At 69.3% G+C, this 13402-nt stretch carries 14 protein-coding genes; 5 read left to right on the top strand and 9 right to left on the bottom strand.

Features of this window, described 5'->3' with window-relative positions; translation table 11 throughout:
* Positions 1 to 25: 25 nt before the first annotated feature.
* From FHU36_RS00235 to FHU36_RS43950, 8 genes are all read right to left on the bottom strand, one after another.
* Positions 26 to 1279, bottom strand: a complete 1254-nt coding sequence (locus FHU36_RS00235; RefSeq protein ID WP_185081792.1) for a S1C family serine protease — start codon at positions 1277 to 1279, stop codon at positions 26 to 28.
* Positions 1280 to 1446: 167 nt separating this feature from the next.
* On the bottom strand, positions 1447 to 1584 hold the full coding sequence (locus FHU36_RS00240; RefSeq protein ID WP_185081793.1) for a hypothetical protein: 138 nt from the start codon (positions 1582 to 1584) through the stop codon (positions 1447 to 1449).
* A gap of 73 nt (positions 1585 to 1657) precedes the next feature.
* Positions 1658 to 3193: an AMP-binding protein gene (locus FHU36_RS00245; protein WP_185081794.1), complete on the bottom strand. Its 1536-nt coding sequence runs from the start codon at positions 3191 to 3193 to the stop codon at positions 1658 to 1660.
* A 138-nt stretch (positions 3194 to 3331) separates the two neighbouring features.
* On the bottom strand, positions 3332 to 3901 hold the full coding sequence (locus tag FHU36_RS00250) for a hypothetical protein (RefSeq protein ID WP_185081795.1): 570 nt from the start codon (positions 3899 to 3901) through the stop codon (positions 3332 to 3334).
* A 137-nt stretch (positions 3902 to 4038) separates the two neighbouring features.
* Positions 4039 to 4863, bottom strand: coding sequence for a MetQ/NlpA family ABC transporter substrate-binding protein (locus FHU36_RS00255; protein ID WP_185081796.1), 825 nt, complete (start codon positions 4861 to 4863; stop codon positions 4039 to 4041).
* 10 nt (positions 4864 to 4873) lie between these two features.
* Entirely contained in the window at positions 4874 to 5530 is a 657-nt protein-coding gene (locus tag FHU36_RS00260) for a methionine ABC transporter permease (RefSeq protein ID WP_185081797.1), read from the bottom strand.
* Between the two features lie 31 nt (positions 5531 to 5561).
* Positions 5562 to 6512: a methionine ABC transporter ATP-binding protein gene (locus tag FHU36_RS00265; RefSeq protein ID WP_185081798.1), complete on the bottom strand. Its 951-nt coding sequence runs from the start codon at positions 6510 to 6512 to the stop codon at positions 5562 to 5564.
* A 376-nt stretch (positions 6513 to 6888) separates the two neighbouring features.
* Positions 6889 to 7527 carry a WYL domain-containing protein gene (locus FHU36_RS43950; RefSeq protein WP_312891370.1) on the bottom strand — a complete coding sequence of 213 codons (639 nt, stop codon included), beginning with the start codon at positions 7525 to 7527 and terminating at the stop codon, positions 6889 to 6891.
* A gap of 36 nt (positions 7528 to 7563) precedes the next feature.
* Here FHU36_RS43950 and FHU36_RS43955 point away from each other — a divergent pair, with 36 nt between their 5' ends.
* Positions 7564 to 7992 (top strand): hypothetical protein, encoded by a 429-nt coding sequence (locus FHU36_RS43955; RefSeq protein ID WP_312891371.1) that lies wholly within the window; start codon positions 7564 to 7566, stop codon positions 7990 to 7992.
* 172 nt (positions 7993 to 8164) lie between these two features.
* Here FHU36_RS43955 and FHU36_RS00280 read toward each other — a convergent pair whose 3' ends face one another.
* Entirely contained in the window at positions 8165 to 9049 is an 885-nt protein-coding gene (locus FHU36_RS00280) for a LysR family transcriptional regulator (RefSeq protein ID WP_185081799.1), read from the bottom strand.
* A 196-nt stretch (positions 9050 to 9245) separates the two neighbouring features.
* On the opposite strand from FHU36_RS00280, the gene FHU36_RS00285 reads away from it, so the two are divergent.
* From FHU36_RS00285 to FHU36_RS00300, 4 genes are read left to right on the top strand one after another with little or no spacing between them, the layout of a single operon-like run.
* Entirely contained in the window at positions 9246 to 10724 is a 1479-nt protein-coding gene (locus tag FHU36_RS00285; protein ID WP_312891372.1) for an amidohydrolase, read from the top strand.
* Positions 10725 to 10739: 15 nt separating this feature from the next.
* A complete protein-coding gene (locus tag FHU36_RS00290) occupies positions 10740 to 11702 on the top strand; it encodes an ABC transporter substrate-binding protein (RefSeq protein ID WP_185081801.1) in 963 nt (320 codons plus the stop codon).
* 5 nt (positions 11703 to 11707) lie between these two features.
* The gene (locus tag FHU36_RS00295) at positions 11708 to 12616 is read left to right on the top strand and encodes an amino acid ABC transporter permease (RefSeq protein ID WP_185081802.1); all 909 of its coding nucleotides are present in this window, start codon (positions 11708 to 11710) and stop codon (positions 12614 to 12616) included.
* Positions 12613 to 13374, top strand: coding sequence for an amino acid ABC transporter ATP-binding protein (locus FHU36_RS00300; protein ID WP_185081803.1), 762 nt, complete (start codon positions 12613 to 12615; stop codon positions 13372 to 13374). The genes FHU36_RS00295 and FHU36_RS00300 overlap by 4 nt, the downstream gene beginning before the upstream one ends.
* Positions 13375 to 13402 lie beyond the last annotated feature (28 nt).

Here is a 13402-nt window from a genome sequence, read left to right on the forward strand (position 1 = left end):
ACACCCGTCCGTGAGGGGGTCTGTGTTATTTCTTCTCGGCGAGGGTCACGGTGGTGCTCTGCGGCTTGCCGTCCCTCACATATGTGATCTGAACCTGTTGGCCCACTTTGAAACCTCTGACCTGCCCAACCACTGTATCTCCCCCATCTACCGCCTTGTCGCCAATCTTGGTGATGAGGTCGCCTTCTTTGAGCCCGGCCTTGTCCGCGGGGCTGCCGGCGGTCACCTGACGGACGAGGGCGCCGGGCACGTCGCCGGTGGCGTCGGTGACGCTCACCCCGAGGAACGCGTGGGTGACCTTGCCGCCGTTCATGAGCTGGTCGGCCACCTGCTTGGCGGTGTTGATGGGGATGGCGAAGCCCACCCCGATGTTGCCGGTGCCGCCGCCGGTGGCGATGGCGGTGTTGATGCCGACCACCTGGCCGGCCGCGTCCACCAGGGCACCGCCGGAGTTGCCGGGGTTGATCGCCGCGTCGGTCTGGATGGCGCCGCCGATCGTGGTGGTCTCGCCCGTCTGGCCGCGCTGCCCCCAGCCGGGCGGCATCTGCTGCTGCTCGCCGCCGACGGTGAGCGTACGGTCCAGGGCGCTGATGATGCCCGCGGTGACCGACCCCTGCAGGCCGAGAGGGCTGCCCAGGGCCAGCACCGGGTCGCCGACCCGCAGCGAGTCGCTGTTGCCGAGGGCGGCGGCGGTGAGCCCGGAGACTCCCTCCGCGCGGATGACCGCGAGGTCGGTGGCCGGGTCGGTACCCACCACGGTGGCCTTGGCGGTCTTGCCGTCACTGAACTTGACCGTGAACTGGCCGCCGCCACCCTGGAGCCCGCCCTGGGTGGCGCCCTGCACCACGTGGTTGTTGGTGAGGATCAGCCCGTCCGCCGACAGCACCACGCCGGAGCCCTCACCGCTGTTGCCCTGGATCATCACGACCGACGGCTCCACCTTCTGCGCGACGTCGGCGATCGTGAACGTGCTCGACGCCTGCCGGAAGGAGGCCGGGGCGGGCGCGGCGGCGACGGGGCCGGCCCCCGGCTGGAAGGCGGTGGCCACGGCGGCTCCCACCACGCCGCCCCCGAGCGCCATCGCGGCGAGCGCGAGGCCCGCGATGGCCTTCTTACCGGGAGAGAAGCCGGGCCGCACCGCCGCGGGAGGCGGCGGCGGGGGCGTGGGCATGCCCGGCTGCGGGGTGTCCCGCCGGGGGAACCCTCCCGCGGTGGGCGGGGTGGCACCGAACTGGCTCCAGCCGCTGGTGTTCTGCTCGCCAGGCTCGTTCGCGTTCATGTCATCTCCTCAAGTCCCGATGACTCAAGGGTGCCAAGTCCCGCGTAAGTGCACGTTAAGGCGGTGATCGGAGGTGCGTGAAACACCTGACGGGCGCCTTATCGCCCCTGCTGGGAGCCGGTCCCCCGCGCGGCGGAACCGGCCGAGATTCTTCCCGTCCTCCCAGGTCAGTCGCCGGCCGGGGAGCCGCCGCCGTCACCAACCGCGGGGTCGCCGCGGTCGCGCCAGATGGTGAGCGCGTAGACGGCGCCTCCGACGCCGAACAGTCCGACGAGGAAGAGGACAGCGAGCAGCCATTCGGGCATGGCGCCCCCCAACGGGCCGGCACAGGTGCACTTCAGTGTCGAGCGGCCCGGCGGCGGCGTCAATGGCCGCGGCTCAGCCGTCCGCGGGCCAGTACTCGTCCCTCAGCAGCCGCTTGTAGAGCTTGCCCGTCGCGTGGCGCGGCAGCTCCGCGCGGAAGTCCACCGAGCGCGGGCACTTGTACGCGGCCAGCCGGGACCGGCAGTAGGCGATCAGTTCGGCCTCCAGCCCCGGCCCCGCCTCGGCCATCGGCATGGGCTGGACCACGGCCTTGACCTGCTCGCCCATCTCCTCGTCGGGGACGCCGAAGACGGCCACGTCGGCGACCTTGGGGTGCACCGACAGGACGTTCTCGGCCTCCTGAGGGTAGATGTTCACCCCGCCAGAGATGATCATGTAGGAGAGCCGGTCGGTGAGGTACAGGAAGCCGTCGGCGTCGAGACGGCCGATGTCGCCGAGGGTGGTCCAGCCCCGCCCCCGGGGGTCCTGGACGGACCGGGTCTTGCCGGGGTCGCCGTGGTACTCGAAGCGGATGCCGCTGTCGAAGTAGACCAGACCCCGCTCCCCCACGGGCAGTTCGTCGCCGGCCTCGTCGCAGATGTGCACGGTGCCGAGCAGGGAACGGCCGACGGTCCCCGGGTGGGCGAGCCAGTCGTGGGAGTCGGTGTAGAGGAAGCCGTTGCCCTCGGTGCCCGCGTAGTACTCGTGGACGATCGGGCCCCACCAGTCGATCATCTGTTCCTTGACCGGGACCGGGCAGGGCGCGGCGGCGTGGATGGCGCACCGCAGCGACGACAGGTCGTACGCCTTCCGGGTCTCCTCGGGCAGCTTGAGCAGCTTGCCGAACATGGCCGGGACGAGCTGGGTGTGCGTCACCCCGTGCCGCTCCACCAGTGCGAGGTAGCGCTCGGGGTCGAAGCGCTCCATCACCACGACCGTCGCGCCGAGCCGCTGGAAGGTCATGCAGTAGCGCAGCGGCGCCGCGTGGTAGAGCGGGGCGGGCGAGAGGTAGACGCTGTCGGCGTCCGGCTTGAACAGGCCCTCGATGAGCCGGTAGAGCATGCCGGGTTCGGTGAGCGGCGCCCTCGGCAGGGAGGGTTTGACCCCTTTGGGCCGGCCGGTGGTGCCGGACGAGTAGAGCATGTCGGCGCCCTGCGACTCGTCGGCGATCGGGGTGACCGGCATCCCGGCCACCGCCTCCTCGTAGGAGGTGAAGCCTTCGGCGACGCCGTCGAGCATGAGCCGCAGCTCGACGCCGGGGGTGGCCTCGGTGATGGAGGTGGCGACGCCGGCCAGGTCGGCGCTGGAGACGAACACCCGGGCGCCGCAGTTGTCGACGATGTAGGCGAGCTCCTCGGTCAGCAGCCGGGAGCTGATCGCCGTGTAGTACAGGCCCGAGCGGTGCGCCGCCCAGGCCACGGCCAGGAAGAGGGGGTGGTTGGGCAGCATGAAGGCGATGTGGTCGCCGCGCCGCAACCCGGCGCCGCGCAGGAGATGGGCCAGGCGGTTGGACTCCTCGTCCAGCCGGCGGTAGGTGATGATCTCGTCGGAGCCCGCCATGATCACAGCGGGCTTGTCGGGGGTGGCTGCCGCGATGACTCCCGGATGCATGACCGAACACTATTCGGCCAGTGCCGCCCGCGCCAGGATCCGCGCCCGCACGGGCGCGGATCCCGCTCGTACGGGCGGTGCCGCGATCTCCCCTCCGAGATCGCGGCCCCGTCGTGCGCCGTCCGTCCGCCGGGAGCATCAGGCGGCCGCGTGGTAGACGTCCTTCCAGCCGGAGTGCTGGCCGGTCGGGCCGCCGAAGTGGCCCCTGCTCACGTCCACGAAGATGTGGGCGGCGTCCTTGCCGGAGAAGGAGAACTCGGCCGGGAACTTCTTGCAGTTGCGGAACTTCCTGAAGTACGTGTCACCGTCGTGCTCGACGACCTTGAAGGTCTCCCACGCGCACTTCTTGCCGCCCCACCACTTGTTGGCGTAGAGCTTGCTGTGCACGGTGAAGACGTCGCGGTGCTTCCACACCCACGCGTGCTTCTTGGTCTTCTTGATGACGATCTTGCAGTGCTTGTCGCCCTTGCCGGGCTTGCAGACCTTCTTCTTGACGACGACGGTCTTCCAGTACCAGTGCTTGTACGGCTTCTTCTCCACGCTCACGTGGCCGGTGGCCTTGGCCCGGTGGTCGCTGGAGAAGTAGGGGCCCCAGTCCGCCTCGTAGGCGGAGCCGGTCGAGGTCGCCGCGTGGGCGGCGACCGGGGCGCCGACGGCCACGGCGGTGGCCGCGGCGGCGCCGATCAGGATGCGCGAGACGATCCGCATGGTCGGGTCCTCCTCGGGAGAGGTGTTGCTGTCCCCGTATTGGTACGCCGACCTCATTGCCGAATACTTACAAATGCCTTGAGATGCGCTATAGCCCTAGATACGGGCATTTTCCTGATCTTTCAGAAATATCACCATCATTCGGCAGCGATGATCGAGCCCGCGTACTTCTGCTTGATGAAGTCCTCGACCTTCTGGTCCTTCAGGAGCTTGCCGAGCGTCACGATGTTCGCGTCCTTCTCATGCCCGGCCGCCACGACGAGGCCGTTGGCGTACGGGTTGCCCTCGGCCTTCTCCAGCACCAGCGCCTGCGAGGCGGGCTTGAGGCCGGCCTCGATGGCGTAGTTGCCGTTGATCACCGCGGCGTCCACGTCGTCGAGGGAGCGCGGGAGCTGCGCGGCCTCCAGCGGCTTGAACGTCAGCTTCTTCGGGTTGCCGGTCACGTCACGCTCGGTGGCCGCGGTGCCGGCTCCGTCCTTCAGCGTGATCACGCCGTTGTCGGCGAGCAGCTTGAGCGCCCGGCCCAGGTTCGTGGCGTCGTTCGGTACGGCCACGGCGGCGCCGTCCGGCAGCGCGGACAGCTCCGTCACCTTCTTGGAGTACAGGCCCAGCGGCTCCAGGTGCACCGGGGTGACGAAGCTGAGCTCGGTCCCCTTGGAGGCGTTGAAGTCGTCCAGGTAGGGCTTGTGCTGGAAGAAGTTGGCGGCCAGCCGGCCCTCGCCGAGCTGTACGTTCGGCTGCACGTAGTCGGTGAACTCCACGATCTCCAGCTTGAGCCCGGCGGCGGGCGCCAGGTTGTCCTTGACGTAGGTGAGGATCTCGGCGTGCGGCACCGGGCTCGCGCCCACCTTCAGCACCGTGTCGGCCGACTCGGCAGGCGCGGAGGTGACCGACTGCGACGCACCGCATGCGGTCAGCAACAGGGACAGCGCGGCAGCGCCTACAATGCTCCGAAATTTCATCTTTTTTCCTTTACTTATGTGACAGACGCCGGGCGACCACGTCGCCGAGGCTCTGGATGAGTTGCACGATCACGATCAGCACCACGACAGTCACGATCATGAGCAGGGTCTCGAACCGCTGGTAGCCGTACCTGACGGCCAGGTCGCCCAGCCCTCCCCCGCCGACGGTGCCCGCCATGGCCGAGTAGCCGATGAGCGCCACGACCGTGACGGTCAGCCCGGCCACCAGCCCGGGGAACGCCTCGGGCAGCAGCACCTTGCCGACGATCGTCGTCCGGCTCGCGCCCATCGCCTGCGCGGCCTGCACCACGTCGGCGCCGACCTCGCGAAGCGCCGTCTCGACCAGGCGCGCGAAGAACGGCACCGCGCCGACGGTGAGCGGCACCACCACCGCGGCCGTCCCGATCGTGGTGCCGACGACCAGCCGGGTGAACGGGATGATCGCGATCATCAGCACGATGAACGGCAGCGACCTGCCCATGTTGACGACGACGCCCAGCACGGCCTTCAGCCCCGGCAGCGGCAGCAGCCCGCCCCGATCGAACACCACGAGCGCCACTCCCAGCGGCAGCCCGAAGAGCACGGTGAACAGGGTGGACCAGCCGACCATCTGCGCGGTCTGACCGGTGGCCTCCCACAGCAGCGGCGCCATCTCGTCCCAGGTCATCGGTTCTCCTCCGTCACGGACCGGTCGCGGCTCACGGGGCCACCTCCACCAGCAGCCCGCGTTCGCGCAGGTAGGCCAGGGCGGGGGCGGCCTCGCCGGTGATGGTGACGCGCAGCCGGCCGACGGAGCCGCCCGCCAACTCCTCGATCGAGCCGCCCAGGATGCTGATCTCCACGTCGAACTTGCGCACCGCCTCCGACACGACCGGCCGCTGCGGGTCGCCGGTGAACGTCAGTGTCACCGAACCCGGCGGCGCCGGCTCGGGCAGCGGGAAGATGTCCCTCGTCAGGCGGGCGCCCGGGGTCCGGATGAGGTCGGCGATGCGGCCCGACTCCTGCACCCGGCCGTCCGCCATGATGGCGACCGAGTCGCAGACGCTCTTGACGACGTTCATCTCATGGGTGATCAGCAGGATCGTCAGCCCCAGCTCGGCGTTGAGCCGCTTGAGCAGGTCGAGGATGGACCGGGTGGTGGCCGGGTCCAGCGCCGAGGTGGCCTCGTCCGACAGCAGCACCGCCGGGTCGCCGGCCAGGGCGCGGGCGATGCCGACGCGCTGCTTCTGGCCGCCCGAGAGCTGGTGCGGGTGGTCGCCGCCCCGGCCGCCGAGCCCGACGAGGTCGAGCAGCTCGGCCACCCGGCGCCGGCGTTCGGCCCGGGGCACGCCCATGACCTCCAGCGGGAAGGCCACGTTGCCGGCGACCGTGCGCGACGAGAGCAGCGCGAAGTGCTGGTGGATCATGCCGATGCGGCGGCGGGCGCGGTTCAGCTCGCGGTCCGGGAGCGCGGTCATCTCCCGGCCGGCGACGCTGACGGTGCCCGCGGTGGGCCGTTCGAGCAGGTTGACGCAGCGCAGCAGCGTGCTCTTGCCGGCGCCGCTCTGGCCGAGCACGCCGTAAATCTCACCCTCGCGCACGTGCAGGTCGACACCGTCGAGCGCGACGGTGTCACCGTACAGTTTGCGCAGGCCGGACACCTGGATCACGAAACTTCCCCACCACTGGAGCGCGGCGCACGCCACGCGGACCGACAACGACCACCGGAACGAGAGCCCGGCGGGTCAGCGGGTGCCCGGGGGGAACGGCAGGTGGCACAGCCTGCGCAGCACGAAACCTGGGGAGATCATGGGTGACCTATCGGGGTGGGAACGGGTGGGTTCTCGTCGGCGGCTTGCTCAGCCGGCCTGACAGCACGCGGCGCGGTGGGCCTGACAACCCATGGCGCACATTCGCCCCATGCGCATACGGCACCGGTCGCCGCCCTGGTGGGCACCCCGGTGACCTTTCGCGCATGCCTCGTTCACAACTCGTGTCAACGACAGGGTGAGCGGCGGCTATTCCCCGCCGCCGACGTGATCCGCGTCACGACTCCGTTCCGCGCGAAGGTCGCGAAGCCTCGTCGTCGTGTGCCCGCCCCACTCCTGCCGCCCCCGCCCGGCTGCGGTACTGATCCGTCGCGCCGGCGAGCCGGGCTGCCAGCGTCCTGACGTGCTCGACAAGCTCCAGGGGTTCGTGCACCTGGAAGTCGAACCCTTTGGTCGTCACGTAGATGGCCAGCTCGTCCAGCGAGTTGGACCCGGCCCGCAGGGTGCAGCTGTGCTCGTCGATCGGCTCCAGCGCTCCGGTGGTGGGGGCGATCCGCTCCGCCGCGGTCTCGGCGCTGACGTGCAGGGTGAACCTGGCCTGGTAGCGGTAGGCCGACGTGGAGATCGCCCGCGAGGTGTAGCCGCTGATATCGGGGTCCGGCGGGGTGCGCGGGGTGAACCGGGGGCCGGTGGGCGTGCGCGGGTCGAGGCGGTCCACGCGGTAGGTGCGCCAGTCCCGGCGCTCGACGTCCCAGCCGATGAGGTACCAGCGCCGGCCCGCGTGCACCAGCCGGTGCGGCTCGGTCGTGCGGATGCTGCTGGTTCCGTCGTGGGTGCGGTAGTCGAAACGCAGGCGCAGCGAGTCGCGGCAGGCGGCGGCGATGGCGGTGAGGGTGAGCGGGCGCGGCTGGAGCACCTGCGGTACCTGAAGACCGAGCAGTCCGGCTACGCGATGATCCAGATCACCCGGCCGCAGACCCTGGCGCACGGGCTGCACGACTCCCCGGTCGGGCAGTTGGCCTGGATCGTGGAGAAGTTCAAGGAGTGGACCGATCCGGCCGCCGAACTGCCCGAGGACGCGGTGGACCGAGACCTGTTGCTCACCAACGTGATGCTGTACTGGCTGACCGGCACTGCCGGGTCCTCGGCCAACAGCTACTACGAGACCGCGCGTGCCGGAGCCTGGGGCGCGAGTGAGCGTTCCACGGTGCCGACCGGGGTCGCGGTCTTCCCCATGGATGTGTCGATCCGGCGCACTGTCGAGCTCGAACACACCGTCGTGCACTGGTCCGAATTCGGTCGCGGCGGCCACTTCGCCGCCATGGAGGCCCCCGACCTGCTCGTCGGCGACGTCCGGGAGTTCTTCGGCAAGCTGCGCTGAAACCGCCGCGGTGAGAGAGCCCCGGCGATATCCGCTCCGGCCAATCTGATCGCTTTGACACCTGTGCCGAGCGGCATATCGCCACAAACCCACCAGTCTCATCAACACCAGCTATATCCGCGTTTATCCGTGCCGAGTACGTTGACCGGTCCGGCAGAGAACGGATCCACGCTCACACAGGACGGTGCAACGAGTCCAGAAAGGCGCTCAGCCGGGCCGTCTCCCGGTCCGAACGGACGAGGGCGAAGATGCTGCGACTGGTGTTCAGCCAGGGGACGTCGGCGATGACGGTGCCGCAATCGCGGGTCGGCAGCGCCAACTCGGGGATGAGCGCCGCGCCCATACCCGCCGCCACCATGGCGAGCGTGGCGTTGAAGTCGTCGGAGTAGCCGACGATGCGCGGGTGCAGAGCCCAGCGTGCGAAAAGTCCGTCGAAGAAGGAGGCGTCGCTGCTGGCGGGGTGGTGCACCACCCACGGCAGGTCCACCAGCTGTTCGGCGCGATAGGGGGCGAGGTCGGGCCACGAGCGGGGCAGGACGACCTTGAACGGGTCCTCGGCGATCCAGCGCTGCTCCACCGACGAAGGCCACGACAGCCCGGCGTCGCCCACCCGGTAGACGATCGCGGCGTCCATCTCGCCACCGGCGCCGAGCTGCGGGATGAGCTGGGACGGCTCTCCCACGGACAACCGGAAGCACGCCCTGTCGTCGGGAGACATCTGCTGCAGAACCGCGGTGATGCGGTGCAGGACGAAGCTGGAGAACGCGCCCAGGCGCAACTGCCGACGGGTGTTGCGATGCGTCTCCCGCACGGCGGCCACCAGCCGGTCGATGTCGCTCAGGACGGTGGAGGCGTGCCTGGCCATCACCTCCGCCGCGTTGGTGGGCAGGACGCTGTGGGCCGACCGGATGAACAGGCGCACTCCGATCTCCCGCTCCAGCGCGGTCATCTGTTGCGACACGGCCGAGGGGGTGTAGCCGAGCCGGTTGGCGGCGGCGGCGAACGATCCACGCCTGATCACCTCACGCAGCGTGCGCAGATGCTCGGGTTTCACCATCAGCGATCCTTATCCTCAGCCGCGCTGAATGTCTTCTTTGTGCTCTTTCGGACTCTAATGCGCCACTCCTACAGTGTGGGGAACTTCTCTCCAAGTCTGAGGTCCCATGACGATCCGTATATTTCGCAATGCCGTCATTCACTCCGGAGACGGCGCGAAACCGCCCGTTCAGGCGCTCGCCGTCAAAGGCGAAACGGTGCTGGCGGCTGGTGACGAGTCCGAGGTCCGGGCGGCGGCGGGACGATCGGCCGAAGTGGTGGACCTCGAAGGCGCGGCGGTCATCCCCGGCCTGTACGACGCCCACATTCACACGGCGAACTACGCGAGGGGCCTGAGCGAGGTGGACCTTCGCGGTGTCCGGTCGCTGGAGGCGGCTCTGGCCCGGATCTCCGAGCACGCCTCCCGGCTGGAGCCCGGCGCCTGGCTGTCCGGCGGCCGCTGGAACAGCAACACCTGGGAGCGCCCGGTCCAGCCCGACCGGTACGCCCTCGACTCCGTCTGCCCCGACCGGCCCGTGGCCCTTCCGAGCGTCGACGGCCACACCACGTGGGCCAACTCCCTGGCACTGCGCATGATGGGCATCGACCGCGGCACTCCCGACCCGGTCGGCGGCCAGATCGTCAAGGACGCGGACGGCGAGCCGACCGGGATCCTGCGCGAATCCGCCGCCTACCCGCTGCGCGACCTCATGACCTCCGGAGATCTGAGCGCCATGCTCCGCGTGGCGCAGGAGGAGCTGCTGGCCCTCGGCCTGACCAGCGTGCACGACATCGACGGTGAGGACTGCCGGGCGGCCTACCTGGAGCTGCGCGCGGCCGGTGAGCTCAAACTCCGCGTGCACAAGGCGATCCCGCGCGACCATCTGGAGGCCGCCATCGCCGAGGGCAGGCGCACCGGACAGGGTGACGACTGGTTCCGCACCGGCCCGGTGAAGCTGTTCAGCGACGGAGCGCTGGGCTCGCACACGTGCCACATGAGCGAGCCGTTCGCCGGCACCCCCGGCAATGCCGGCATAGCCGTGACTCCCTACCCGGAACTGGTGCGGCTCATCGGCGCGGCGAGCGCAGCCGGCATCGCGGTGGCCACGCACGCCATCGGCGACCTGGCCAACCACCTCGTGATCAACGCCTACGAGGCCGCCGGCGGCCGAGCGGTCCTGCGGCACCGGATCGAGCACGCGCAGCATCTCAGACCGGCCGACATCAAGAGGATGGCCGTACTCGGCGTCGTCGCCTCGATGCAGCCCGTCCACTGCACCAGCGACCTCGACCTCGTCTCCTCCCTGCTCGGCGAGCGCGACCTGGCGTCCTACGCCTGGCGCACGATGCTGGACTCGGGCGTCGCGCTGGCCTTCGGCTCCGATGCGCCCGTCGAGCACCCGAACCCCTTCGCCGCACTGCACGCCGCCGTGACCCGGACACGACCGGACGGCAGGCCGCCCGGCGGCTGGCAGCCAGAGCAACGACTCAGCTTCGGCGAGGCGTTGCGGGCACACACCTTCGGCTCGGCCTACGCGGCCGGCGAGGAGAGGCGCAAGGGGGTGCTGGCCGAAGGCATGCTCGCGGACTTCCTGGCCCTCGACACCGACCCCTTCGCCGAACCCTCCGACGCGCTGCTGCGCACGAAAGTCCTGACCACCGTGGTCGGCGGCGAGATCCGCTGGGCACGCAGCTAAGGAGACGACCCGATCATGAACATGCGAAGCACCACCATCGGCGCCCTGCTGCTGGCCACCACCGCCTGCGGCGCCCAGTCGCTCGACGCCGGGACCGCCACGGCAGGCCCCGGCGGTCAGGAGACGCCGGGCGGAACCACGCTGATCCTCGACCAGGCGCCCGCGGAGGACAAGGCCGCCACGATCATCAATGCCATCACCCCGGACCAGAACCTCGCCGCCAAGGTCCCGGCCGAGGTGAAGGCGGACGGCCTCAAGGTCACGACGTCCGTGGGCTACCCGCCCATGGAACTCTTCGCCGGCGACAGGAAGACACCGATCGGTCTGGACCCCGCCCTGGCCCGCGCCATCGCCAGGAAGCTCGGCGTCAGGGTGACGATCAGCGACGAGGACTTCAACGCCCAGATCCCCGGCGTCATCACCGGCCGGTACGACATGATCATGTCATCGATGTCGGACACCCCGGAGCGGCAGGCCAAGGTCACCTTCGTCGACTACGTCCGAGCCGGCGCCGGCATGCTCGTCAAGGCCGGCAACCCGGAAGGCATCAAGGGACCGGGCGACCTGTGCGGCAAGACGGTCTCCGTCGTCGACAACGGGACCTCCCTGGAACTGGCCGACACCTACGACAGCGACTGCGAGAAGGCCGGCAGAACCGGCGTCGACATCCTCAAGTTCCCCGGCGATCAGGAAGCGCTCCTCCAGGTCAAGAACGGACGCGCCCAGGCCAACATCACCGACTACGTCGTGGCGGCGTACAAGGCCGGCGACCCGAAGTCGGGCGTCGAAGCGCTGGCCATCGACGGCACCGAAAGCCCGTGGGGCATCGGCATGAATCCGAAGAACGAGGAGCTCATCGCGTCTGTCAGGAGCGCCCTTGACGCACTCATCAACAGCGGTGAGTACGGCGGCATCCTCAAGTCGTGGTCCCTGGAGAAGCTCGCAGTGCGGTCAGCCGTGGTCAACGGCGGGAAGTAGCCGACGTGCGTACGGAACCCATCGTCAGCCCGGCCGGCAGGCCGGTCCCGGTCGCGCGCCCGCGCCACTGGGGCCGCCTGCTGGCGGGCACCGGCGCGGTCCTCGTCTTCGGCTGGCTGGTCCTGCTCCTCGTCGCCAACCCCAATCTGGACTGGAGCGCCGTCGGCCGCTATCTGTTCGACGGGCAGATCCTGGCGGGGATCCTCGTCACGCTCGAGATCTCGGTGCTGGCCACCGCCATCGGCCTCAGCCTGGGAGTGCTGCTCGCGGTGATGCGGCTGGCGCACAACCCGGTGCTGCGCCGGCTGGCGACGCTCTACATCTGGTTCTTCCGCGGCACGCCCCTGCTGGTCCAGCTCATCTTCTGGTACAACCTGGCGTTCCTCTTCCCGGTGCTGGTGCTGAAAGTACCGTTCACCTCGGTCGGGGTGAAGTGGGACACCAACGAGGTGATGACCGGATTCACCGCGGCCATGCTCGGCCTCGGGCTGAATCTCGCCGCCTACTTCGCCGAGACGGTGCGGGCCGGGATCCAGGCCGTGGACCGCGGCCAGACGGAGGCGGCGTACGCCCTCGGCATGACCCCGGCCAAACGGATGCGCGTCGTCGTGCTGCCCCAAGCGCTGCGGATCATCATCCCGCCCACCGGCAACGAGTTCATCTCCATGCTGAAGACGACGTCCCTGGTGTACGTGGTGGCCGGTCACGACCTGATGACCAATGCCAGCCAGATCTACAAGTCCAACAATCTGATCATGGAACTGCTCATCGTGGCAAGCCTGTGGTACATGCTCATGACAGCGGTCGCCACCTTCCTGCAAGGCAGGCTGGAACGCCGGTTCGGCTCCGACGCGGTACGGCTGGTCCGCAAGAACCTGACCAGCCGCATGTTCCTGCCGAAGGTGACCGCATGAGCGTGATCGTCGCCGCCTCCGACGTCCGGATGAGCTACGGCGACACCCAGGTGCTCAACGGGGTCGACTTCACCGTGAGGCAGGGAGAGGTGAGCTGCGTCATCGGCCCGTCAGGCTCGGGCAAGTCCACCTTCCTCCGTTGCGTCAACGGGCTCGAACCCGTCCTCGGCGGCAGCCTGCAGGTCCTCGGTGAAGAAGTGGGCTACACGATGGGCGCCGGCCGGTACCACCCGTGGACGCCGAAACAGTTCGCCGCCTTCCGCAGGAACATCGGGATGGTGTTCCAACGCTTCAACCTCTTCGCCCACCAGACAGCGTTGGAGAACGTCGCCTGCGCACCGATCCACGTGGCCGGCCGGCCGCCGGCGGCGGCGCGGCAGCTCGCCATGCGCCACCTCGAACAGGTCGGGCTGGCCGCGCACGCGCACAAGCGGCCCCACCAGCTCTCGGGTGGCCAGCAGCAGCGTGTGGCCATCGCCAGGGCGTTGGCGATGGAACCGGCGCTCATGCTGTTCGACGAGCCGACCTCGGCGCTCGATCCCGAGTTGGTGGACGAGGTGCTGGAGGTGATGAAGGCACTGGCGCGCGGCGGAATGACCATGATCGTCGTGACGCACGAGATCGGGTTCGCCCGCGAGGTCGGTGACACGCTGACGTTCTTCGCCGACGGTGTCGTCGTGGAAAGCGGGCGGCCAGAGGCCGTCCTCGCCGAACCACGCCACGAGCGGACCCGGACGTTCCTGGCGAGCGTGCTGTGAATCCGCTCGGTGAGTCATCGCTGTCGCG

This window comes from Nonomuraea muscovyensis (assembly GCF_014207745.1).
Classification (GTDB): domain Bacteria; phylum Actinomycetota; class Actinomycetes; order Streptosporangiales; family Streptosporangiaceae; genus Nonomuraea; species Nonomuraea muscovyensis.

Excerpts from the sequence above, each read along its gene's own strand:
- FHU36_RS00235 (WP_185081792.1), bottom strand. The coding sequence starts at position 1,279 with ATGAACGCGAACGAGCCTGGCGAGCAGAACACCAGCGGCTGGAGCCAG.
- FHU36_RS00240 (WP_185081793.1), bottom strand. The coding sequence starts at position 1,584 with ATGCCCGAATGGCTGCTCGCTGTCCTCTTCCTCGTCGGACTGTTCGGC.
- FHU36_RS00245 (WP_185081794.1), bottom strand. The coding sequence starts at position 3,193 with ATGCATCCGGGAGTCATCGCGGCAGCCACCCCCGACAAGCCCGCTGTG.
- FHU36_RS00250 (WP_185081795.1), bottom strand. The coding sequence starts at position 3,901 with ATGCGGATCGTCTCGCGCATCCTGATCGGCGCCGCCGCGGCCACCGCC.
- FHU36_RS00255 (WP_185081796.1), bottom strand. The coding sequence starts at position 4,863 with ATGAAATTTCGGAGCATTGTAGGCGCTGCCGCGCTGTCCCTGTTGCTG.
- FHU36_RS00260 (WP_185081797.1), bottom strand. The coding sequence starts at position 5,530 with ATGACCTGGGACGAGATGGCGCCGCTGCTGTGGGAGGCCACCGGTCAG.
- FHU36_RS43955 (WP_312891371.1), top strand. The coding sequence starts at position 7,564 with ATGATCCAGATCACCCGGCCGCAGACCCTGGCGCACGGGCTGCACGAC.
- FHU36_RS00280 (WP_185081799.1), bottom strand. The coding sequence starts at position 9,049 with ATGGTGAAACCCGAGCATCTGCGCACGCTGCGTGAGGTGATCAGGCGT.
- FHU36_RS00290 (WP_185081801.1), top strand. The coding sequence starts at position 10,740 with ATGAACATGCGAAGCACCACCATCGGCGCCCTGCTGCTGGCCACCACC.
- FHU36_RS00300 (WP_185081803.1), top strand. The coding sequence starts at position 12,613 with ATGAGCGTGATCGTCGCCGCCTCCGACGTCCGGATGAGCTACGGCGAC.